The sequence below is a fragment of the Christiangramia sp. OXR-203 genome (assembly GCF_034372165.1).
GTDB lineage: Bacteria > Bacteroidota > Bacteroidia > Flavobacteriales > Flavobacteriaceae > Christiangramia.
Map to the genome: position 1 here is coordinate 917,526 of NZ_CP139698.1, position 23,589 is coordinate 941,114.

General features: G+C 38.2%; 19 protein-coding genes. 8 read left to right on the forward strand and 11 right to left on the reverse strand.

Annotation, left to right across the window (positions count from 1 at the left end; all coding sequences use genetic code 11):
- The first annotated feature begins 32 nt into the window (after nucleotides 1-32).
- Nucleotides 33-815: a S1/P1 nuclease gene (locus T8I65_RS04285; protein ID WP_322302177.1), complete on the forward strand. Its 783-nt coding sequence runs from the start codon at nucleotides 33-35 to the stop codon at nucleotides 813-815.
- On the opposite strand, the gene T8I65_RS04290 is transcribed toward T8I65_RS04285, so the two are convergent.
- Both T8I65_RS04290 and T8I65_RS04295 read right to left on the reverse strand, forming a co-directional pair.
- Nucleotides 812-1,390: an alpha-ketoglutarate-dependent dioxygenase AlkB gene (locus T8I65_RS04290; protein WP_322302178.1), complete on the reverse strand. Its 579-nt coding sequence runs from the start codon at nucleotides 1,388-1,390 to the stop codon at nucleotides 812-814. The two genes, T8I65_RS04285 and T8I65_RS04290, sit on opposite strands and share 4 nt — an antisense overlap.
- 4 nt (nucleotides 1,391-1,394) lie before the next feature.
- Complete coding sequence (locus T8I65_RS04295; RefSeq protein ID WP_322302179.1) at nucleotides 1,395-1,751, reverse strand: hypothetical protein; 357 nt, start codon at nucleotides 1,749-1,751, stop codon at nucleotides 1,395-1,397.
- A 147-nt stretch (nucleotides 1,752-1,898) separates the two neighbouring features.
- On the opposite strand from T8I65_RS04295, the gene T8I65_RS04300 reads away from it, so the two are divergent.
- Nucleotides 1,899-4,130, forward strand: a complete 2,232-nt coding sequence (locus tag T8I65_RS04300; protein ID WP_322302180.1) for a response regulator — start codon at nucleotides 1,899-1,901, stop codon at nucleotides 4,128-4,130.
- 1 nt (nucleotide 4,131) lies between these two features.
- Here the strand turns inward: T8I65_RS04300 and T8I65_RS04305 are convergent, their stop codons facing one another.
- Nucleotides 4,132-4,944, reverse strand: coding sequence for a DUF6503 family protein (locus T8I65_RS04305; RefSeq protein WP_322302181.1), 813 nt, complete (start codon nucleotides 4,942-4,944; stop codon nucleotides 4,132-4,134).
- A gap of 71 nt (nucleotides 4,945-5,015) precedes the next feature.
- Nucleotides 5,016-6,902: a molecular chaperone HtpG gene (gene htpG / locus T8I65_RS04310; protein WP_322302182.1), complete on the reverse strand. Its 1,887-nt coding sequence runs from the start codon at nucleotides 6,900-6,902 to the stop codon at nucleotides 5,016-5,018.
- Nucleotides 6,903-7,113: 211 nt separating this feature from the next.
- Here htpG and T8I65_RS04315 point away from each other — a divergent pair, with 211 nt between their 5' ends.
- Together T8I65_RS04315 and T8I65_RS04320 are read left to right on the forward strand one after the other, a co-directional pair.
- Nucleotides 7,114-7,785 (forward strand): TetR family transcriptional regulator C-terminal domain-containing protein, encoded by a 672-nt coding sequence (locus T8I65_RS04315; RefSeq protein ID WP_322302183.1) that lies wholly within the window; start codon nucleotides 7,114-7,116, stop codon nucleotides 7,783-7,785.
- 10 nt (nucleotides 7,786-7,795) lie between these two features.
- A complete protein-coding gene (locus T8I65_RS04320) occupies nucleotides 7,796-9,103 on the forward strand; it encodes an AarF/ABC1/UbiB kinase family protein (RefSeq protein WP_322302184.1) in 1,308 nt (435 codons plus the stop codon).
- Nucleotides 9,104-9,226: 123 nt separating this feature from the next.
- Here the strand turns inward: T8I65_RS04320 and T8I65_RS04325 are convergent, their stop codons facing one another.
- Entirely contained in the window at nucleotides 9,227-11,683 is a 2,457-nt protein-coding gene (locus T8I65_RS04325) for a prolyl oligopeptidase family serine peptidase (protein WP_322302185.1), read from the reverse strand.
- Nucleotides 11,684-11,818: 135 nt separating this feature from the next.
- Between T8I65_RS04325 and T8I65_RS04330 the strand changes: the two genes are divergently transcribed.
- Complete coding sequence (locus tag T8I65_RS04330) at nucleotides 11,819-12,829, forward strand: beta-ketoacyl-ACP synthase III (protein WP_322302186.1); 1,011 nt, start codon at nucleotides 11,819-11,821, stop codon at nucleotides 12,827-12,829.
- A 47-nt stretch (nucleotides 12,830-12,876) separates the two neighbouring features.
- On the opposite strand, the gene T8I65_RS04335 is transcribed toward T8I65_RS04330, so the two are convergent.
- From T8I65_RS04335 to T8I65_RS04345, 3 genes are all read right to left on the reverse strand, one after another.
- The gene (locus tag T8I65_RS04335) at nucleotides 12,877-13,074 is read right to left on the reverse strand and encodes a hypothetical protein (RefSeq protein WP_298246414.1); all 198 of its coding nucleotides are present in this window, start codon (nucleotides 13,072-13,074) and stop codon (nucleotides 12,877-12,879) included.
- The gene (locus T8I65_RS04340; protein WP_141877120.1) at nucleotides 13,067-13,309 is read right to left on the reverse strand and encodes a putative signal transducing protein; all 243 of its coding nucleotides are present in this window, start codon (nucleotides 13,307-13,309) and stop codon (nucleotides 13,067-13,069) included. Before T8I65_RS04340 ends, T8I65_RS04335 begins: the two co-directional genes overlap by 8 nt.
- Before the next feature lie 66 nt (nucleotides 13,310-13,375).
- Entirely contained in the window at nucleotides 13,376-14,098 is a 723-nt protein-coding gene (locus T8I65_RS04345; RefSeq protein ID WP_322302187.1) for a hypothetical protein, read from the reverse strand.
- A 192-nt stretch (nucleotides 14,099-14,290) separates the two neighbouring features.
- On the opposite strand from T8I65_RS04345, the gene T8I65_RS04350 reads away from it, so the two are divergent.
- Nucleotides 14,291-14,851: a fasciclin domain-containing protein gene (locus T8I65_RS04350; RefSeq protein ID WP_322302188.1), complete on the forward strand. Its 561-nt coding sequence runs from the start codon at nucleotides 14,291-14,293 to the stop codon at nucleotides 14,849-14,851.
- A gap of 130 nt (nucleotides 14,852-14,981) precedes the next feature.
- The gene (locus tag T8I65_RS04355; RefSeq protein ID WP_322302189.1) at nucleotides 14,982-15,560 is read left to right on the forward strand and encodes a DUF4136 domain-containing protein; all 579 of its coding nucleotides are present in this window, start codon (nucleotides 14,982-14,984) and stop codon (nucleotides 15,558-15,560) included.
- Nucleotides 15,561-15,634: 74 nt separating this feature from the next.
- Here T8I65_RS04355 and pheT read toward each other — a convergent pair whose 3' ends face one another.
- The 3 genes from pheT to recG form a co-directional block, all read right to left on the reverse strand.
- The gene (gene pheT, locus T8I65_RS04360; RefSeq protein WP_322302190.1) at nucleotides 15,635-18,067 is read right to left on the reverse strand and encodes a phenylalanine--tRNA ligase subunit beta; all 2,433 of its coding nucleotides are present in this window, start codon (nucleotides 18,065-18,067) and stop codon (nucleotides 15,635-15,637) included.
- Nucleotides 18,068-18,199: 132 nt separating this feature from the next.
- Complete coding sequence (locus T8I65_RS04365) at nucleotides 18,200-19,105, reverse strand: hypothetical protein (RefSeq protein WP_322302191.1); 906 nt, start codon at nucleotides 19,103-19,105, stop codon at nucleotides 18,200-18,202.
- A gap of 143 nt (nucleotides 19,106-19,248) precedes the next feature.
- Complete coding sequence (gene recG, locus T8I65_RS04370; protein ID WP_322302192.1) at nucleotides 19,249-21,348, reverse strand: ATP-dependent DNA helicase RecG; 2,100 nt, start codon at nucleotides 21,346-21,348, stop codon at nucleotides 19,249-19,251.
- A gap of 161 nt (nucleotides 21,349-21,509) precedes the next feature.
- On the opposite strand from recG, the gene T8I65_RS04375 reads away from it, so the two are divergent.
- On the forward strand, nucleotides 21,510-23,588 hold the full coding sequence (locus T8I65_RS04375; protein ID WP_322302193.1) for a M1 family metallopeptidase: 2,079 nt from the start codon (nucleotides 21,510-21,512) through the stop codon (nucleotides 23,586-23,588).
- The last annotated feature ends 1 nt before the right edge of the window (nucleotide 23,589 follow it).

Consider the following 23,589-nt stretch of genomic DNA (forward strand, 5'->3'; position numbering starts at 1 on the left):
AGCCTTATATTTGGATTCTATAAAATACTACTATGAAAAAAATACTATTTCTTTTCGCTGTTTTGCTGATGTGTGCTAAAGGTCAGGCTGCCGATTCAGAATGGGGGAGAACAGGTCATCGTGCAACTGCAGAGATCGCGCAAAGTCATTTATCTAAAGAAGCCCAGAAAGCAATCAAAGATCTACTGGATGGCCATGGACTTGCATTTGTGGCTAATTACGCAGATGACATCAAAAGCGATGCTGCATACAGAAAATATGGACCTTGGCACTATGTGAACATTGATCCAGGTCAGGATACTTATATCGAAGCTGAAGCAAGTGAAGATGGTGACCTGGTTCAAGCCATCAGAAAATGTGTAAAAGTTCTTAAGGATAAGTCGGCTTCCAGGGATGAGAAGCAATTTCATTTAAAAATGCTGGTACATTTTGTTGGAGATCTGCATCAGCCATTTCATACCGGACATTCTGAAGATAAAGGCGGAAACGATATACAGGTGAGATGGTTCAATGATGGTTCTAACATTCACCGGGTGTGGGATAGTGAGATGATCAATTTTTACCAGATGAGCTATACCGAATTAGCGATGAATACAGGAAAGCTTACTAAGAAGCAAAAGGCGACAATACAGAAAGGTGAATTGCTGGACTGGGTTTATGAATCTAGAGATATGGCAGATGATCTTTATAATGGAGTAGAGAATGGTGAAAAGCTAGGATATAGATATATGTATGATCATATGCCGCAGGTACTGGCGCAATTACAAAAAGGCGGACTTAGACTTGCGAAGGTATTGAATGATATCTACTCTTAATATATTTTTCGAAACGTGAGATTTATTCTGGGTCCAATCTGCTTCTTTGTTTTAGGCAATTGATGCTTCCAGAATTTCTGAGTTTCACCTCGCATTACTAAAAGGCTGCCGTGTTGCAGCCTTTTTTTGTAGGTTAGGTTTTTATTTTTTCGGTTCTTTAGATGAAACATGCGAGGCTCACCAACACTTACTGAGGCAATAACAGGATTGGTTCCAAGCTCCTTTTCATCATCGGCATGCCAGCCCATACTATCCTGACCATCGCGATAGAGATTCGCCAGGCAGGCATTAAAAGACTGTTCACAGATCTCTTCACAGCGTTCCTTAACACCTGTCAAATAGGAAGGGAATATCTCTGGATGCATAGTAAGACCAGAGTAGGTATATGCGTTGTTATTATTACTGAATAAAGCGGTAAGTCTTGGCTGAAGTATGTCTTTGCCAAACATTTTAATATGATCCTGCCTCCATTGCTCGTAATGCAGCAATTTTTCAAAGAGTTTATCCGCTTGTTCACGACTTAGAAAATCTTCAATATAGAGCAGACTTGCACCTTGTAATTCTATACTTTCCATAAGCCTAGATCAGGTAAAAAAGTGCCCACCATATAAGAACGAGCTGTAGGGGAATTCGCGCAATTAAAATCCAGCGTGAAATTCCTGCTGCGGCCTTTTTTGAGGACAGCATATAAAAGTGTACCAGTAAAAATATAAGCAGCATAATCGCAATACCATAGATGGAAGCGTTTCGTGTTGAAGTGAATAATAATCCGATTCCAAGAAGTATCTCAGCGAGACCACTGAGTAAAACCAGCTGTTTATGGGACGGAAGGTATCTTGGCATAATTCGCATATACATTTTCGGTTTTACAAAATGCATAATACCTGCGAAAATGTACATAAAGGACATTAAATATAGATGCCACGGATTTTCCATAATTAAGATTTTTGATGAAGATAATGCAAATAAATACATGGCTAAAATGCTAATAGTTAGATGTTTTTTGAAAATTTTAGTTGTGTAAGTACTTTAAATGGAGTAATTTCAGCGTCCAAAATCTATCGATAACCTAATATAAATTAATTGAAAACAAACGTTTCAGTTTATTTTCTCTTGTTTTTTTTATGCTTCAGCGTTACTAATGCGCAGCATAGCCTTGAAAAACCGAAAGATACACTTCAAACTCTGCTTGACAAAGTCAACGAGGATATTCTAAAATACCAGTATCAGCAAGCGGTAGATAAGGCTTATGATCTTGTCACTTTAGCCAAAGAAAAGGATAATAATCTATATGTTTCTAGAGCTTATCACTCCCTGGGACATATATATTCTGATACTAAAGATCTAGACCGTGCCCGGCAGAATTATGCTTTTGGTCTGGAATACGCCGAAAAGACTGGAAATGATTCCATACTTCTAACATCTTACAATAATCTTGGGAACGCCCTTTCTGAGAATCCAGCATACAGGGATGAAGGGATCGATTATTATAATAAAGCTATAAAGCTCGCAAGGGACCTAAATAAGAGGGAAGAGCTTATTGCGCCAACCACCAACATTGGCTGGACCTACCTTGATGCAAATCAATATGATAGAGCATTTCCATTCCTGGATCGTGCACTCGAACTAATGCTGGATGAAGTTAAAGAAAACGATTCGCGTTATAATGCCTGGTTATCTCAAATGTATATGCTGCATGGAAGGTATTATGTGCATAAAAAAGCATTTGATTCTGCACACGTATATTACGATAAGTCTCTACAGTTAGCAGAAAAGGATAGTCTGTATATTCAAGCGGCTGAGGCTTATAAATATTATGCTGCGTTTCTCGAAAAGGAAGGAGATTATCAGGGAGCCTTCAATGCACAAAGAAAGTTTACCGAATTCAATGATCTCATATTCGAGAATGAAAAAGTACGGGAGATGGAGATCGCTGATGCGAAATTCAAACTATCAGAATATGAAAAGGATCTTGAAATTGCCCAGAGAGAACAGAGTCTTCAGGATGAATTGATAGACCGTTCTAAGGAAAAAGTGATCATTATGGTCATTTCTTCAGTAGTACTGGTTTTTATATTGGTGTTTCTTTTCAAAATAAACCGCGACAGAAGAAACCTTATTTCTGAGCTTCAGAAGAAAAATAAGCAGTATAAATCTGCACGGGACCAGGCTGAAAATTTATCCAGGATGAAAACCAGGTTTTTCAGTACGGTGAGTCACGAGATTCGAACGCCTTTATACGGAGTGATTGGGCTTACCTCTCTACTGCTGGAGGATAAAAGGCTGAAGAAACACAAAACCGATCTTAAATCATTAAAATTTTCTGCAGATTATCTTCTGGCCCTCATCAACGATGTTCTGCAAATGAATAAGATGGAAAGCAATGAAGTTAAACTGGAGAGTGTATCGTTCAACATTCGGGAACTTCTAAGTAGTATTGTAAACAGTTTTGAATTTACGAGAGTACAGAATAAGAATGAGATCATTCTGGATATTGACGATCAAATTCCATCATACCTTATCGGCGATTCAGTTCGTTTGTCGCAGGTTCTTATGAATCTGGTTGGTAATGCCATGAAGTTCACCGAGCGAGGACTCATCAAAATTAGTATCAATCATCTGGAGGAGAATACTGATACTGCGAAGATCCATTTTGTAATTGAGGATAATGGTCCAGGGATACCTGAAAGTAAGAAGAAGATGATCTTTGAGGAATTCTCGCAATTAGAGAATAGCAATTATAATTACCAGGGAACAGGACTAGGTTTACCTATTGTAAAAAAATTACTAAAACTCTTTGGTTCTAAGATCAAACTGGACACTAAAGAAGGGGAGGGATCGTCATTTAGTTTTACTATAGACTTCGGAATTGATCATACTAAAGCTGAAGTTCCGGTTATAGAAGATGATCTGGATCAACTTGCTTTGCATGGTAAAAAACGTATTCTGATCGTAGATGATAACCGAATCAATCAGGTAGTTACCAAAAGAATTCTCGAGAAGAAGGATTTTGAATGTGAAGTTGCAGGCGATGGTACTACAGCTATAGAAATGGTCCGGGAATCTAATTACGACCTTGTACTCATGGATGTGAATATGCCTGGTATTAGCGGACTGGAAGCTACCAGTGAAATTCGTACCTTTAATAAATATCTTCCTATTGTAGCTTTAACGGCTGTGGAGGTAGAAGAAATTCGTGAGGAGATCCAATCCGCAGGGATGAGCGACATCATCATAAAACCATATGATGTGCAACAATTTTACCAGATCATTTATAAGAACTTAAGCATGTCTGCTATTCCAGAGAAGGTTTAGCTTATTTCTTAACCTCTTTTGAATTTTCGGGAATCTGAAAATAATTCTCTTCAGGTTGAAAGAACTGGATATTCGAGATCTTTGCCTCTCCAATCTTATCACCTAAACCGCTTTCTTCATTCCAGTTGTGGAAACTCCAGGTAGTGGCGAAACTCACATCTTCGACAGTTTTATAATCGCTATAAACGATCGCATGTGGATTTTCTTCAGCTTTAGACTTATCTGTACCAAAAGTTACAATATAGGCAGCGGCCTTAAGTAACTTGGTATCATCGTCCTGATACACAACATACCAGTCATCTGGTGAATCTCCCGTGTCACCCTTAAAAGTTAATTTTGAGGATGGATATTCCAGGCTATCAAGCTTACGCTGACTTGATTCTTCCCAAACGGTACCTGGATCTGTAAGTTTAAAAGGCATTGCAAAGAAATATTGCCAGGTGAAAATATCAAAACGAGCGCCATCTGTAGGACTGGAATCTGGTGAAATAGCTACTTCACTTCCATCAAATACGATGGTAGAACCATTATTTTTCTCGATTCTGATCCCACTTGAGTTGGTATTCATAGCCAGTTTTGCATTCAGTCTTTCTGAACCTCCAAAATTAAGCTGAATATCAAAGGAAACGGCTTCCTGCATTTTAAAGGCAGATTTGTTGTGAGCCTCTTCTATATTTTCAGAAAAACTTAAAACCTGCGGAGGTCCGGCGCCATCTCCAATGCCATTATCAGGTTCCACGGGTATTTTTTCTTCGGAAGAATTCTTACAGCTTACGATGCTGACAATTAAGAATAGAACGATCAATTTCTTCATGGTATTTAATTTACTGGTTAATAAAAAAAGCCGCTGTAATTCAGCGGCTTTGTTAGTCGGAAGTAAAGTGATTACTTTACCATATCGAAACTTCTTTTAATAAAATCAGTGAGTTCTTCACCTTTCAAAAGATTTTGAGATAATCTTGCCAGGTCAAGCGATTGCTTGATCAAGCGTTGTTGTTTTTTCTCAGTTTTGGTGTTTAGAATAGTATTTATCAACTCGTGGTTGGTGTTAACAACAAGGTTATACATTTCAGGCATATTGCCCATTCCAAACATACCGCCACCACCGGTTTGCTGCATCTCTTTCATTCTACGCATAAATTCCGGTTGCGTAATGATCAATGGCGCTGCAGTGCTATCCATCGCTTCCATCTGGATCGTATACTTGTCCGCAGGAATTACTTTTTCGAAATCACCTTTAAGCTGTTCCTTTTCTTCATCAGATAATTTTGAGATCTTCTCATCATCTGTCTTAATAAGGTTATCTACATGATCTGAATCTACTCTTACAAAAGAAATATTTTCATGAGAGGTTTCAAGCTTTTGAAGCAGGTGAGAGACGATAGGGCTATCCAGCATTAGTACTTTGTAGCCTTTATCCTTAGCTGCCTGGATATAACTATGTTGCTCATCTTTGTTAGAAGCATATAGAACCACCAGTTTATCATCCTTATCGGTTTGATTGTCCTTAATCGCTTCCTTGAGTTCTTCAAAAGTGAAGAATTCGTTTTCTGTTGTTGGATACAACGCGAATTTATCAGCTTTTTCAAAGAATTTATCTTCTGAAAGCATTCCGTATTCGATCACGATCTTAATATCATTCCATTTTTTCTCGAAATCCTCTCGATTGTTGTTGAATAAGCTTTTCAGTTTATCTGCAACTTTACGTGTGATATAACTCGATATTTTCTTAACAGCACCGTCAGCCTGTAAATAGGATCTTGATACGTTAAGTGGAATATCTGGAGAGTCAATCACTCCACGAAGCATCGTAAGGAATTCCGGTACGATACCTTCTACATTATCGGTTACATAAACCTGGTTCTGGTATAACTGGATTTTATCCTTCTGGATATTCATATCCTGAGCCATTCTAGGGAAATAAAGTATCCCTGTCAGGTTGAAAGGATAGTCAACATTTAAGTGAATATGAAATAATGGATCTTCGAATTGCATTGGATACAATTCCTTATAGAAACCATTATAGTCTTTTTCCTCTAAATCTGTTGGTTGCTTTGTCCAAGCAGGATTTGGATTGTTGATAATATTATCAACGGTTTTTGTTTCCGGCTTGGCATCCTCTTTAGCATCTTCAGGGAGTGGTAAGGTTTCTTCCTTAGTACCAAACTTAATTGGTATAGGCATAAACTTATTATATTTTACCAAAAGTTCCTGGATTCTATTCTCTTCCAGAAATTCTTTATCCTCATCGTTAATATGAAGGATCACTTCAGTCCCGTGAGTGGATTTTTTAGCATCTTCAAGTGTGAACTCTGTAGTACCTTCACAAATCCAGTGAGCCGCAGGTTCATCTTTATGAGACTTAGTTAGGATCTCTACTTTGTTCGCTACCATAAAAGCAGAATAGAAACCAAGACCAAAATGGCCTATTATTCCACTGTCTTTTGCAGAGTCTTTGTATTTGTCAAGAAACTCTTCAGCTCCAGAAAAGGCAACTTCATTGATATATTTCTTAACCTCTTCTTTCGTCATCCCAATACCCTGATCAATAATATGCAGCGTATTGTTTTCCTCGTTAACTTTTACTTCTATCGTAGGATTGCCGTATTCAACGTTAGCTTCACCTAGACTACTAAGGTGCTTTAATTTTAAAGTCGCATCGGTTGCATTTGAGATCAGCTCCCTTAAAAAGATTTCATGATCACTGTATAAAAACTTTTTAATAAGCGGAAATATGTTTTCAACAGACACATTTATTTTTCCGGTTGCCATATAATTTGATTTAAAATTTTGTTCGGTTTGAGAGATTCAAAAAAAATACCAATAATGCTTTGCTGTCAAACTGACACCCTATGTAATGAAACATGTAAAAATACGTCTAAGCCATTGTATTTAGCTGAATGAGAACTTTTAACAAAGTTTTGTTTATCGAATAGCCTAAATACTTAAACAAAGTAGTATCTTTGAAAAAGAAATAAGAATTATGGCAAAGGCAACAGGAAATAGTAAGGTGAAGAAGAAGCCAAGTGAGGACAAGTTAATAGCAATTTACATGGATTACGTACTTGTGAATGAAAGTACTCCGAGAAGTGTATATAAGTTTGCGAAGGAAAATGATATAACCGAACAGGAGTTTTACGAATTCTTCGGAAGTTTTGATGGTTTAAGAAAGAAGATCTGGGATAAGTTTTTTGATAATACTCTATCTGTCATGGAGAAGTCACCAGATTATCACTCCTTCAGTAATCGTGAAAAGCTACTCACATTTTTCTATACATTCTTTGAAGTTTTAACTGCAAACAGAAGTTACGTACTCTACGCACTTAGTGAGCATAAGGATCGAATGAAAAACCTTGAACAACTTAAAGGTTTACGTAGGAAGATGCGCAGTCTCGCCAAGGAATTAATTTCTGATGGTAATAGTGAAAAATCGTTTAAACTATTCGAGCAGAGTGAAAGCATTTTTAGCGAAGGAGTATGGGTTCAATTCTTATTCCTGCTAAAATTCTGGATAGAGGATAATTCCTCATCTTTTGAAAGTACAGACGTCGCAATCGAAAAATCTGTACATACCGTATTTGATCTATTCGATAACACTCCTTTGGAGCGTGTGGTAGACTTCGGAAAGTTCTTATGGAAAGAACGAATGGCCTAATTAAAAGAATATGAAAACTATAGATAAAATTCCGACAGGCAAAATAGGCCGTACCAGCAAACTGGTTCAGACCGGTGTTAAGATTGGTGGGAATTACATCAAATATTACGGCAAAAAGGCATTCAATTCTGAACTAACACGTGATGAGTTGGATGAGGATAACGCTACAGATATTTATGACGGACTTAAAAGTTTAAAGGGAAGCGCTTTAAAGGTAGCTCAAATGCTATCCATGGAGAAGAATTTACTTCCCGGTGCATACGTAGAAAAGTTTAGTCTGGCGCAATTCAGCGTGCCGCCCCTTTCAGCTCCATTAGTTAGAAAAACTTTTAAGAAATATAACGGAGCATATCCGGAAGAACTATATGATACTTTTGCAACCCAGTCGGTTAATGCCGCCAGTATCGGTCAGGTACATAAGGCGACAAAAGATGGGAAAAAACTTGCTGTGAAAATCCAATATCCGGGGGTTGCAGATAGTATCAGTTCAGATCTTGCGATGGTAAAACCAATTGCTCTAAAGATGTTCAACCTTTCAGCAAAGGATTCTGAAAAGTATTTTAAGGAAGTTGAAGGAAAACTTTTGGAAGAAACTGATTATATTCTGGAAGTGAAGCAAAGTAAGCATATTTCCAAGGCGGCTGCTCACATTCCTAATATCAAATTTCCGAAGTATTATGAAGATCTTTCCAGTGAAAGAATCATTACTATGGACTGGATGAATGGAATGCATCTTAGTGAGTTCTCAAAACAGAATATATCACAGGAGCTTGCAGACAAAGTAGGACAGGCACTTTGGGATTTTTATATGTTCCAGATTCACGGACTTCAGATGGTACATGCAGATCCACATCCGGGAAATTTCATGGTGGATTCTGAGAATAACCTGATCGCCATTGATTTTGGTTGTATCAAGCAAATTCCAGATGATTTTTATACTCCTTATTTCTCAATGACAGATCGTAATAATCTTGATAATTCAGATTATTTCCACGGAAGATTATTGGAACTGGAAATTCTTCAGGAAAAGGATACAGATAAGGAGAGAAAGTTTTTCTCTGAAATGTTTTACGAGATGTTTGCGATGTTTTCAACTCCGTATCAATCTGAAGTATTCGATTTTACTGATAAAGAATTCTGGGATAATCTTTCCCAGCTAAGCGAAAAATATTCTAAAGACCCAGAATTACGTCGTATGAATGGAAATCGAGGAAGTAGGCATTTCCTTTATATGAGCAGAACATTCTTCGGTTTATATAATTTGTTACATGATCTCAAAGCTAAAGTTGAGGTTAATAAGTTTAGAGGACTCCTCTAATGGTTGATTTATTGGTTAGGTTGAAGAGAGCGTAGTTGTTGGTTGCAGCTGCGCTTTCTTTTTTGGTACTAAAAAAGCCCCCGGTCTATCCCGGGGGCTTTTTATTCCGAAGAGAAAAAAATATTAATTCCCAGCTTCCTGCTGTTCAGTATTAGATTCAATTTCTCTATTCTTCACATATTTTTCCAGCCATTGATCCTGTTCCCATAATACGTGCAGTACAGATTCCTTTGCGCTATAACCATGACTTTCCTTAGGTAACATCACCAATCTTGCAGTTGCTCCTAATCCTTTAAGTGCATTAAAATAACGCTCACTTTGCATTGGATAAGTTCCTGAGTTATTATCTGCTTCCCCATGGATCATCAATAACGGAGTATCCATTTTTTCTGCATGCATAAAAGGAGACATGGTATTATAAATTTCCGGAGCTTCCCAGTAATTTCTTTCTTCACTTTGAAACCCAAAAGGGGTAAGGGTACGATTGTAAGCACCACTTCGAGCGATTCCTGCAGCAAAAAGATCTGAATGAGAAAGCAGGTTAGCAGTCATAAAAGCGCCATAACTGTGTCCGCCAACGGCTACTCGATCACGATCTACAAATCCTCTTTCATCCACAGCATCTATAGCCGCTTTCGCATTTGCTACCAATTGCTTTCTGAAAGTATCATTAGGTTCTTCATCACCTTCTCCTACAATTGGGAACGATGCATCATCAAGCACTACATAACCTCTGTTCACCCAATAAACCGGTGAACCGTAATAAGGATAAGTAAAATCATTAGCATTGGAAGTGTTCTGAGAAGCTGAATTTTTGTCCTTGAATTCTCGTGGATATGCCCACATGAACATAGGGAGTTTTTCCGGATTAGACATATCATAACCGGCAGGAAGATATAGAGTGGCATTTAGTTCCAGACCGTCATCTCTCTTATAAGTGATGACTTCTTTATGAACGTCTTCCAGGGATTTGAAAGGATTCTTGAAATTGGTGATCTGGGTGAGTTTATTCTTAGAATCTATATCCCGTATAAAGTAATTCGGGTACTCGGTAGAAGATTCAATACGAACCAGTATCTCACCTTTATCAATGTCCAGTGCTTCCACAAGGCTTTCTTTTTGATCTTTTAGTTCAGATTGGTAAATACGTTCAGTTTCTCCAGAACTTAGATCAATTTTGTCCACGAATGGAAATTGTCCATCCTCTGTAAAACCTGAACCCATTAGAAAAGCTTCATCTTTATCAAGTTCAAGAACAGAACGTCCCCATTTATTTTTGGACATTACGAATCTTCCTGGATCGCTGTATACATCCTGATAATTTCTGTCAAAAATGATTTCCGGCTTCTGGGAGGCATTAGATGGATCAAAAACATAAGTTTTCGTATTCCTGGTATTCCACCAGTAATCGTTCGCTAAGGCAATATCATCATCGCCCCAGGTGATTCCGCTTGCACGATTCTTAAGTTTGATGAGTGATTTCCCTTCACCTTTAAATGGCGCTTCAACCTGAAAATATTCATCTCTGTATTCAACTTCTTTTTCAGGATCTCCACCATCAAGAGCCACAACATAAGTTAAGGTTGCTGGACGATCACTTCTCCAGCTCCAATCTCGTTTGCCTTCTCTTTCGGCCATAAAACCTTTTGGCAGATCCTCAATGAGCGGTACTTCATTGATCATATTTACCAGTTGCCCATTCTTATCGTATATACTTGTTTCTGAAGGGAATCTGTAATATGGAACCAGGTATGAAAATGGTTTTTTTAAATGTGTAACCATTACATATTCTCCATCTGGCGAGAACGAAATATCAGAATACATTTTGGGAGCCATCCATGACGAAACTGTACCATCCAGATTTACTTTCATGATCTCAGATCTGGCTAATTGTTCGAAATTATATTCATCATTAGGATTCTTCAGTAGATCCTGATAAGTTCTGTTCTGTGCCTCTTTTCCATCGCTAACCGAAATTGTTGGACCCGAGGGAACCGAAGTTTCGGTATCGATTAGTGCTTTTCTATCTTCAGGAAGGGTAGTGACCAGAATAGCAGAATTATCTCTAAACCAGTTCACGGTGCTGCGCATATTCGCATTAAGATTGGCCTCGGTAAGCTTTCTTGCAGCAGCATTTTCAATATCGAGTACCCAAAGTTCTACTCCAGTATCTGTAGTATGGGTAAATGCCATCATACTTTCATCTGGTGACCAGGAGAAATTGGTAAGACGAGGGTTTTCCGGAAGTCCGTTTACTTGTACCGGTTCTTTTGCTTTTACAGATTTAACTTTGAAGTTATTGTAATAACGCGCCCTGCTATTAATATTGGTCACGGGATTTATTCTCAAACCACCCAGGCGTAATTCTTCTTCGCTTAGTTCAGCTATACTTTTAAATTGATCCCGGTAGAGGAAGATCATCATTTCTGCATCACTATCTATTAGTGTGGAAGGTGCCAGGGGAACATCGATAAGTTCAAGGATTTCCTGCGGTGGTTTCTGGTAGTCCAGGTTTTCCTGACCAGCCATTCCATTAAGGAACAGAAAGGATCCCGCCAGACATAACAAAAGTCGGTTCATAATGTGAATTTTAGATTTGAATTTAAATGATTACAAGCTCAATTGTAGTGTTAATGTTTCTTATATTGCGCGTCGGAATTTTCGCAAATTCATTAAATTTAATAAGAATTATTTTTAATATCATAATTTTTACCCATGTATCAAACAAAAATTGCAGGATTAGGAAAATATGTACCGGAAAATATTGTCACGAACGATGATCTTTCGAAACTGATGGATACGAACGATGAGTGGATCACCGAGCGTACCGGAATTAAAGAAAGAAGACACATCAAGAAAGGAGATGGCAACACTACTGCAAGCATGGGAGTGAAAGCTGCCAAAATTGCCATTGAAAGAGCTGGAATCTCAAAAGACGATATAGACCTTATTGTATTCGCAACATTAAGTCCAGATTACTATTTTCCTGGGTGTGGAGTTCAGGTTCAGGAAATGCTGGAGATAGATACCTGTCCTGCCCTGGATGTTCGTAACCAGTGTAGCGGTTTTATTTACGCAGTTTCAGTAGCAGATCAATTCATCAAGACGGGAATGTACAAGAACGTACTGGTAATTGGTAGTGAGAACCATAGTGGTGGTCTTGATTTTACCACCAGAGGACGATCGGTTTCAGTTATTTTTGGTGATGGGGCAGGAGCAGCCGTTCTCACGAGAAGTGATCACAACGGGCAGGGAATTCTTTCCACACATTTACATTCTGAAGGGAAACATGCACTTGAATTGTCACTAAAGGGACCAAGTACTAATCACTGGGTACCAGAGATCATAGCAGAGAATCCACAAGGAGATGATATTCCTTACTATCCATATATGAATGGGCAATTCGTGTTTAAAAATGCGATCCAGAGATTTTCAGAAGTGATCAATGAAGGGCTTAATGAAAACGGACTTTCAATTTCAGATATTGATATGCTTATTCCGCACCAGGCGAATTTGAGAATTTCTCAATTCGTTCAGCAGAAGTTTAAGCTGGCAGATGATAAGGTTTATAATAATATTCAGAAATATGGAAATACCACTGCGGCTTCTATTCCCATTGCTCTTACTGAAGCCTGGGAACAGGGTAAAGTAAAAGAAGGAGATACCGTGGTGCTGGCTGCTTTTGGAAGTGGTTTCACCTGGGGAAGTGCGATTATTAAATGGTAGTAAAAAAATTGAAGTAAAAAAGACCGCCAATTGCCGGTCTTTTTTACTTAAACACCTTTATAGTATTTATATAGATCGTAAATTCCGAAGAGAATAAATCCCGCGGCGATCGCAGTTCCAAAATTATCGGTTTCTATCGCAGTTAGTTTTTGATAGAGTCTAAAGCTTCCGTAGCAAATAAAGACGATCCCGAGGATAAGATTCCATTTATTACGTTGAGGTCTTTCTTCAAGTTCATTATTCATTATCGAAGTCATTTGGGAATGTAGACTTAGCGATTTTCAAAGCTTCGTCGAAATCTTTTTCAAAAACGAATAATAATACCATTCCGTGTGTGGAACCAAAACCAGCAAGTCTGGCCGACTCTACATCGTTTCTCATTCTCGAGTGGATATTGCTTTCGCCAAAAAGTTCCTGCAGGTATTGCACATTTGTTTCCGGTCCGGTATAGACTCTTTTATATTCTTCTGAAGTACTCATATTTTACAAGATAAGATTACAAAATACGAATATACCGAAGTATTCGGCTACCTCATCAAAATTTAATTAAGCGTTGAAATATTTACTGTCCCAAATTTCTGTACTAAAGTTTTTCCCCATTTTGAAACCATAGAAAATAGAGATACCGGCAAACCATTTGAAGATAAAAAAGAATATCATGAAAAACTGAGTAGTAGATTGCTGCGGACTAAATAAACCGTCGGGAACTAAAAGTGCGGTAAGAAAGCTGGTGATAAGTAATAGCGCAAGAAAATTCTCAAGAGTTTTAAATGGCCACATGAATAGTCTTCTTAAAGGATGGAGATCATTTCCCCATTTATGAATCAGGTAATAATAATCATTCCCCATTGGAGCGAATAATAATGGATCATCAGCATTCTTCAGTTTAAATAACTTGGAAGGAGCAATGATCTTAAAACCTTTTAAAGTAGTGTCATGTTCATTCTCCAGACTTTTGATCCTGGTGATCGCTTCGTACGGAATTTCAGATTTAAACAGTCCGGAATCCAGGAATCTAAGTCTGTAAATCACACATAACTTATAAATATCATCTTTGTGATAAATTCGGTTTGATTCCAACAGGTCGAAATTAAGATCATTCGATTCCTCGTGTATTTCCTGGAGATTTTTATGAATAGTTTCTTCACGGAAGTTGTCCTGCATCAGGATCTCTCGAACCTCATCCATGATCAACTGCTCATCGATACGTTTACTCCGTGTTTTATTTAATTGATGCTGTAGATTCGTGCGGGATATTTTCAACTTCATGTTCATAGTCTTTAAGCTGGACTAAATTAATTATTAAGCTCAAGACTAACAACGACTTACTGCATTCTTTGTGCTAATAATCAAAACTTTAGGAGATGTTCTATCTTGTTAAAAGAATCCCAATTGCCTTCAATTTAAAAACCGTTGAAGCAGCCTACGCGTAACTTAGATACATAATCAAAACAAATAGTTATGAAAAAGTTACAATTACTAAGTTTACTAAGTTTTTTATTCATCGCGACTAGCGGTATTGCTCAAAATTCAAAGAACACTAAAATGGTTGGAGGAGCTGAAATGTACCCAACTAAGAATATCGTACAAAATGCGGTTAATAGTAAAGATCATACAACTCTGGTTGCTGCGGTAAAGGCTGCTGAACTGGTAGAGGTATTGAGCAGTGATGGACCATTTACAGTATTTGCTCCAACAAACAAGGCTTTTGAAGCACTTCCAGAAGGAACAGTAGAGACTTTGCTAAAAGAAGAAAACAAAAGTAAATTACAGTCAGTTTTGACATACCATGTTCTTGCAGGAGACTTTAAAGCTGCAGACATCGTAAATGCTATCAAAAAAGGAAACGGAAAAGCAACTTTCAAAACAGTAAGTGGTGCAGATATCACTGCTATGATGGATGGAAAGAATGTAAAGGTTAAAGATGCTGCTGGTAATGTTGCTACTGTAACAATTGCAGATGTAAATCAATCAAACGGAGTGATCCATGTAATTGATACGGTTCTTTTACCAACAAAATAATTCAGAATTTCTGAAATTGTGAAAAAGCGGCTGTTAGCCGCTTTTTTCAGTTAAATAAACGTCAAACCGGGTCTGTAATTTTACTATTCTGTTGTTTCCGGTTACATTCAGAACTACTAAAAAAAAAGCTATGAAAAATTTGAAAACATTTCTCGTTATAAGCATTGTGGCACTTACTCTTGGTTCTTGCGGAAGTAGTGCTCCAACTGCAAAAGACGATCTAAAACAATTAAAATCTTACGACACTTATGCATTCCTGGCGAATAAGGATACGATCTTAAATCGTAAACTGGATAATAAGGCGATCAATTCAACGATCGTTGCGACCATCAATGCGAACATGAAAGAAGAAGGCTTTAGTCTTGATAAGCTACAACCTGATGTTCTCGTATATGTTCACCCAATGTTCGATGAAAAGGTAGCCGTAAATGCAAATCCTGTTTATACCAATTATCCATATTATAAGCCGGGATTCTTTATTGGGTCTTATTACGAAGATTACCTGTACGAAAACTATTTTACGGTACAAAGAATTAGTGGTTCCAGAGTGAAGCAGGTGCCGTATCGTGAGCGCTCGATCGTGATCGATCTAATTGATCGAAGAACGAACGAGATCTTATGGAGAGGAACTTCCGAAGAGACTATTGAAACTAAGAGAATGGATCGTGAGATTCGTGAATATGTGGATGAGATCTTTAAGGATCTGTAATTTCACGATGATTTAAAGCAAAAAAAACCGTACTCGATGTACGGTTTTTTTGTTTTAATACTACATAGCGAATATTAGCGTAATTCTGCTTTTAATTCCTTTTCAAATCTATACTGAAGCTTACTCATCATCTTATCTACTTGCTTATCTGTAAGCGTTTTGTTCTCGTCCTGGAATACAAAGCTTACTGCGTAACTTTTCTTGCCTTCCGGAAGGTTCTCACCTTCGTAAACATCAAAAAGGCTAACGTCTTTCAATAATTTCTTTTCCGTTTGTTTTGCGATTTGATCGATCTCATCGTAAGTCACAGAATTATCAAGAAGCAAAGCAAAATCTCTTCGCATGCTAGGATACTTCGGAATAGCACTAAACTTATTCTGATGTTGTTTAGCAGCTTCTATGATTTCATCCCAGTTAAAATCTGCGTAAACCACTTCCTGATCTATATCAAATTTCTTCAGAATTGACCTTTTAACCACACCAAAGTCTACCAGTTTCGATTTCTTCGTACTCATCTGAAGGCTTTCAGAAAATACCGAGCTTTTACCGGTTTTGGTTTTAAGCGTATTCAAAATTCCTAATTTTTGAAAAATCGACTCGATCACCCCTTTCAGGTAAAAGAAGTTTCCAGCCGGGAAATTCGGAGAATTCCAGGTCTCAGAAGTTCTGTTACCAGACATGAACAACGAAAGATGTTTCTTTTCTTCCCTGCCACTTACAAAGGAATGGTATGTCTTTCCAAATTCGAAAATGCGAAGGTTAGCTCGTTTTCGGTTTAGATTGTAACTAATAGCTTCCAGCCCTGAAAAAAGCATGGTTTGTCTCAAAACTGAAAGATCCTGACTTAGAGGATTTAACATTTTCACCTGGTACTCATCTTTAGCATCATCGCTAAAGTCATTATAAGCCGGCGTTGTGAGGGAGTTAGCCATGGTTTCATAGAATCCCTGTCCTATAAGCTGCTGAGCGATAAGATTCTGAATCTTATAATCCTCATATTTAGAAGTGTTCGCTACAGATAGGCTTAGTTTATCGCCAAATTTGATATTATTGTAACCATAAACTCTAAGGATCTCCTCGATCACATCTGACTCTCTCTGCACATCCACACGATAAGAAGGGATCGTAAGACCCATCCCGGTTTCTGTAACATTATTCACTCTGATCTCAAGAGAAGCAAGAATAGATTTTATAGTTTCTTCCTCAAGATTTTCACCAATAAGTTTGTTAACCTTCTCAAAGGTTAGAAAAACCTGGAAGTCTTCGATCTTTTTGAAATAAAGATCATCAATATCGCTGGTGATCTCACCTCCGGAAATTTCCTTAATTAGCAGTGCAGCTCTTTTTAAAGCATATTCTACTGAATTGATGTCAATTCCTCTTTCAAACCTAAAGGAAGCATCGGTATTGATCGCGTGTCTTTTTGCGGTTTTTCGAACGCTTACAGGGTTGAAATACGCACTTTCAAGAAATATTTGTGTAGTACCTTCGGTCACTCCGCTTCCAAGTCCGCCAAATACTCCGGCGATACAAAGAGGCTTTTCAGCATCACAGATCATAAGGTCTTCAGCATGTAATTCGCGTTCGACTTCATCTAATGTTGTGAATTTAGTTCCTGCCTCAACGGTTTTAACATTGATCTCGTTACCTGCGATCTTACCGGCATCGAACGCGTGTAGGGGCTGTCCCAGTTCATGCATTACATAATTGGTGGCATCTACAATATTGTTCTTTGGAGTAAGTCCAATCGCTTTCAATCTATTCTGAAGCCACTTCGGGGATTCACCAACCTTTACATCAGATATCGTTACTCCGCAATATCTAGGAGCAAGATTAGAATCATCTACTTTTATCTGGATCTTTAAACTTCTGTTATCAACATGAAAACTACTAACTGAAGGGGTGATGAGTTCAAGAAATTTACCCTGTTGCTGGTAGCCTGCTTTTAAATCCCGGGCAACGCCCCAGTGACTCATTGCATCTGCACGGTTAGGGGTTAGGCCAATTTCAAAAACTTCGTCGTTCTCTACCTCAAAAAGCTCAGCAACCGGAGTTCCGGGATCCAGCTCATTATCCATCACCATAATACCTTCGTGACTCTGGCCTAAACCAAGTTCTTTTTCAGAACAGATCATTCCGTAGCTTTCTTCACCACGAATTTTTCCTTTTTTGATCTCCCAGCTTTCACCTTTTTCATCATATAGTACTGTACCAATAGTGGCTACCGGAACTTTTTGTCCTGCTGCGATATTTGGAGCACCACAAACGATCTGTACTTCTTCACCATTTCCAAGATTCATCCTGGTGAGGTTCAACCTGTCTGCATTTGGATGAGCTTCACAGCTTAAAACGTGACCAACTACAACGCCGGCCATACCTCCTTTTACACTTTGAAAAGTATCAATACCTTCTACTTCCAGACCAAGATCTGTAAGAAGTTCTCCGGTAGTCACTGCATTTTCAGGTAGTTTGATAAACTGTTTTAGCCAGTTATATGAAATCTTCATGGATTAGTCTTTTTCAGCCAGCAAAGATAGTATTACAGATGGTTTTGTCATAATCTAGAATCCTATTTTGTAGACCACAAAAAACAAAGGAGACCATTAGTGTCTCCTTTGTAGTTTTGATATTGAAAATCTTTAATCTTTACGGGTGAGATTCATGGTTCTGGATTTGTTCCATCCACCTTCGGTCTCTTCATAAACTGCCCATTTAACGGAGCCGTCTTCTTTAGAAATATCGTGCTTGAATCTAAGCTGCTGATTGCTTTCATCTAGATAACTCTCTACGATCTCGTATTGATCTGGTCCCATTTCCTTTACTTTCATTTTTGAATTTGAAATTCCTTCAGGCGCATTTCTTCGCATAAAGACCACATCAAATTCATCTTCCAGTGGATTGTATACCATGACTCTTTTACAACACGGCTTATTATCACCTGTATCATGATCCACAACCAGCATGGAACCGGCCTCATCAAAAGAAATACGGTTCGAACTATTGGTCGTGTTCATAACTTCACCATTCTGGTAAACCTGGGTTTCATTATTCCAGTTTCCAATTAGAAAATTAAGTTGTTCGTCCCTGTTTTCGATAATAGCAATCTTAGCCAGACCTGCTTCCATGATCAAATCATCCTGTTCATGATCATGCTTTTCAGCAATAGCAAGAGACTTTTCTATGTATTTAACTGCTTCATCTTTTTTATCCATTTCCAGTAAAACATCAGAAAAGGAATCATAAGGATTGGCTTCCTGTGGATATTCATCGATCTGAGCCTGGAATAACATTTTTGCGGCTTCCAGATCATTTTCTTCCTGCATCAATCTGTATGCTAGGATATTCAGAGGTTCAGCCATGCCTTCGTAAGCGGTATTTGGATTGTTCTTCTGGTAGTTCTCCAAAACAGCTTTTGCACCCTGGTTCTTATAGACCTGGTAAAGTTCATCTACACTTGACTGCGCCTGATCCTGCGCATTCATACTAAGAATTAGAAAGAATAATAATGTTCCAATTCCCCATTTAAGTTTAAAATTTCTGCCCATGATATATTGAATTTTATGGTTATACCGAAGCTATAAAGGGCATTCTAAATTACAGAATAGGTTGAGGCTATTTCCCGGGGGTAAGTCTTCTAAAGATAAATAAAAATTTAATCAATTGATTGTCAGTAGCTAATAAGATTCGGTTAGCTAATGTAATTCCAGATCGTTTTGTTCTTGACCAGGCGTGAATAGGCGTTTTTCACAGTGCTGTTTTTTTCATTCTCAAGGTTTGGATCTTCTTTGAGCAACCTGTTGGCATAAAATCTGGCTGATTGCAGAATTGCATTATCCTTCACGATATCTGCGATCTTTAAATTAAGAACCCCGCTTTGCTGAGTTCCCATAAGATCACCAGGACCTCTTAGCTTCAGGTCAACTTCAGCGATCTCAAAACCATCGTTGGTAGAAGTCATTGTTTCCAATCTCGTTTTACTATCGTTGGAAAGTTTATGACCCGTCATAAGAATGCAAAAACTCTGTTCAGCACCACGACCAACACGTCCTCTTAACTGGTGCAACTGCGAAAGACCAAATCTTTCAGCACTTTCTATGATCATCACACTGGCGTTAGGAACATTTACGCCTACTTCGATTACGGTAGTGGCAACCATAATATCTGTTTGACCTATTACAAAACGATCCATTTCAAAGTCCTTGTCGGCAGGTTTCATCTGGCCGTGAACAATAGAGATCTGGTTGTCTGGAAATTCTCTGGCGATACTTTCATAGCCATCCATAAGATCCTTATAATCCATTTTTTCAGATTCCTGTATAAGCGGATATACGATATAAACCTGGCGGCCTTTCTGAATTTCATCCCGAATAAAAGCAAAAACCTTTAAGCGATTGCTATCATAACGCTGAACGGTTTTAATAGGTTTACGACCAGGAGGTAATTCATCAATGACCGAAATATCCAGATCTCCATACAGACTCATAGCCAGAGTACGCGGAATTGGAGTTGCAGTCATCACCAGAACATGAGGTGGAATATGGTTCTTCTTCCATAGCTTGGCTCTTTGGGCCACTCCAAAACGATGTTGTTCATCGATCACGGCAAGACCAAGATTCTTAAATTTTACTTTGTCTTCAAGAAGAGCATGGGTGCCAATGAGAATATGTATCTCTCCAGATTCCAGTTGTTCATGGATTTCCCGGCGCTCCCTGGTTTTGGTTGATCCGGTAAGCAATCGAATATTCAATTTTAGTTCTATACAAAGTTCTACTAAACCATGATAATGCTGAATAGAGAGAATTTCTGTAGGAGCCATTAAACATGCCTGGAAATTATTATCGAGCGCAAGGAGCATGGACATCAGGGCAACAATGGTTTTACCGGAACCTACATCTCCCTGTAATAGCCTGTTCATCTGGGCGCCGCTTCCCATATCTCCTCGAATTTCCTTGACCACACGTTTTTGAGCATTGGTAAGTTCGAACGGTAAATGATTACTGTAAAAGTCGTTGAAAATATGACCTACTTTGTCAAAATTGAAACCCTTGATCTTTTGTTTATGCATGAGGTTTCTGCGCAGTAATTGCAGTTGCACATAAAAAAGCTCCTCGAATTTAAGTCTGAACTGCGCTTTTGCCAATAGCTCCTGGTTCTTCGGAAAATGAATATTGAATAGCGATTCTGCTTTTCCCAGAAGTTTTAGTTCTTCCAGTAATTCCGGATTCAGACTTTCAGAAAATTTCATCCCGGTTTGTTGCAGCACTTCCTGCATCAATTTCATGATCACTCTATTAGTAACTCCTTTCTTCTGAAGTAATTCAGTAGAAGGATATACCGGTTGCATGGCGACCCTTAAATTCCTCTTATAATCTGATACCAGTTCAAGCTCCGGATGTGGCATACTGAACATCCCACTGTAAAAATTTGTTTTTCCGAAGATGACATAAGGCGTATTCAATTTGATGTTTTCCCTTATCCATTTATGGCCTCTAAACCAGACCAGCTCCATTCTTCCGGTGTCATCAACAAAGTCGGCTACAAGGCGTTTGCCTTTCTTCTGTTCAACCATTTTTAGATGGACGATCTTACCAACAATTTGTACTTCAGAAGAATTTTGCTGCAGTTGTGCGACCTTATAGAAACCTGTTTTATCTATATAACGATTAGGGAAAAAATTGATGAGGTCTCGATAGGTGCTGATGTTGAGTTCCTTCTTAAAAAGATCGGCCCGGTTGGGACCAACTCCTTTAAGATACTCAATAGGGGTTTGCAGCAGGTTCTGGATCATAAAAACGAAGATATTAAATACGTTTGATTTACATGGGCGGTGGTGTAGAAACTCGTTTTAATCTTCAGGAATATCTCATAACAGCTTCAATTTTTTGTAATTTGCACAAGATATTTTTATTCTGAATGCGATATTTAACTGCACTTTTTTTAATTCTGAACATGTCCCTTATACATGCTCAGAAGATTCGTGATCACCAGGTAGAACGATTTGATTTTCAGAAAGTGGATGCTCACCTTAACATTGATCCGGCTCGACAAAAGATCGAGGGAGAAGTTCTGTATTCGATAGATGTGCTTTATCCTGATGATAGCTTGTTTATAAACGGGAAGGATATGCAATTCGAAAATGTACAGCTGGATGGTCAAAGCATTGATTTTTCAGTAGATACAGAAGGAATTTATATTCTTCATGACTTCAAGGTGAACGATAGTATTTCCCTGTCACTTGATTATGAGGTAACACCAAAAAAAGCTGTCTATTTCATCAATTGGAATGATGCTGATATTGCCGAAGAAGAAAGGCAGGTTTGGACGCAGGGCCAGGGAAAATACACTTCCAGCTGGTTGCCAAGTGTCGATGATATGAATGAGAAAGCAGAATTTGACCTTTCTTTTGAATTCCCCGTTTCCTACGAACTCATTGCTAATGGTGAAAATATCAGCAATGAAATTATAAACGATTCCGTTAGACTGTGGAAATTCAATATGGAAGAACCTATGAGTTCTTACCTGGTTGGTTTCGCAGCAGGTAAATATCAATCCAAAACCAACACTTCAACTTCAGGAATTGAGATCCAGAATTATTATCTCCCGCAGGATTCTTTGCTTCTGGAGCCAACTTACAGGCATTCTGCGGAAATCATGGAATTCTTTGAACAGGAAATTGGTATAGCGTATCCATGGAGTAATTATAAGCAGATTCCCGTAAGAGATTTTCTGTATGCTGGAATGGAGAATACAGGAACTACTATTTTTTCTGAATCTCTTATGGTGGATTCCATTGGTTATCATGATCAAAACTATGTGAATGTAAATGCGCATGAGCTGGCTCATCAATGGTTCGGAAATCTGGTTACCGAGAAAAGTGGAAAACATCACTGGTTGCACGAAGGATTTGCCACTTACTATGCATTGTTAGCTGAGAAAGAAATTTTTGGAGAGGATTATTTTTACTGGAAATTATACCAGTCGGCAGAGGTTTTAAAGGAATTAAGCGATTCAGGAAAAGGACAGAAATTATTGTCTTCAACTGGGAGCTCCAGTACTTATTATCAAAAAGGAGCCTGGGCATTACATATTCTAAGAGAAAAAGTTGGTGAGGAAGCTTTTAGAAAGGGCATAAAAAGTTACCTCGAAACTTATGCTTTTAAGAATGTGGAAACCGATAATTTTCTTGCGGAAATGGAACTTGCTTCGGGAATGGACCTTACTCAGTACAAAACTGACTGGTTAGAACAGTCAGCTTTTAAAGCTAACCAATCGCTGAATGTTTTAAGAGAATCAGAATTTATGAAATCTTACCTTGAGCTTGCTGCCTTACGAGAAACTCCGCTAGAAACAAAATTTGGATATCTGGATAAAATCCTGGATTTCCCTGTAAATGATTATTTAGGGCAGGAGGTTGTCTATCAGCTTGCCGGAGAAAATTCAGATTTAGGCAGAAGCTTATATATAAAAGCATTTGAATCTAACAACCTATATGTAAGACAGGCGATTGCTACCAGTATGCAAACAATTCCGCAGCAACTGCAATCCAACTTTGAAAGTTTATTAGATGATGAATCTTATCTCACCATCGAAAAAGCATTGTTCAAATTATGGGAAAGATTTCCGCAGAAAAAAGCAGAATATCTGGAGAAATCCAGGAATATTGACGGATTCTATAATAAGAATGTACGTATGCTTTGGCTAACCTTGAGCCTGGTAACTTCCGAATTCGAGCCGGAAAAAACTTCTGAATATTTTGAGGAATTATCTGGATACACAAACCCATCATATCCTTTTGAAGTAAGGGAAAATGCTTTTGGATATCTATACCAGTTAGGAACTTTTAATGAAACTAGTTTGCAGAGCCTGTTAAGGGCAACAGATCATCATGCTTACCGGTTTCGGGATTTTGCAAGACAATTGCTTGATGAATTGATCGCAAATGAGGAATATCGAGAGAAATTGATAAATGTGTCTTCAGCCTTAGAGGAGAAACATAGTAGATATTTGAACTCTAAAATTTCAGGTTAGG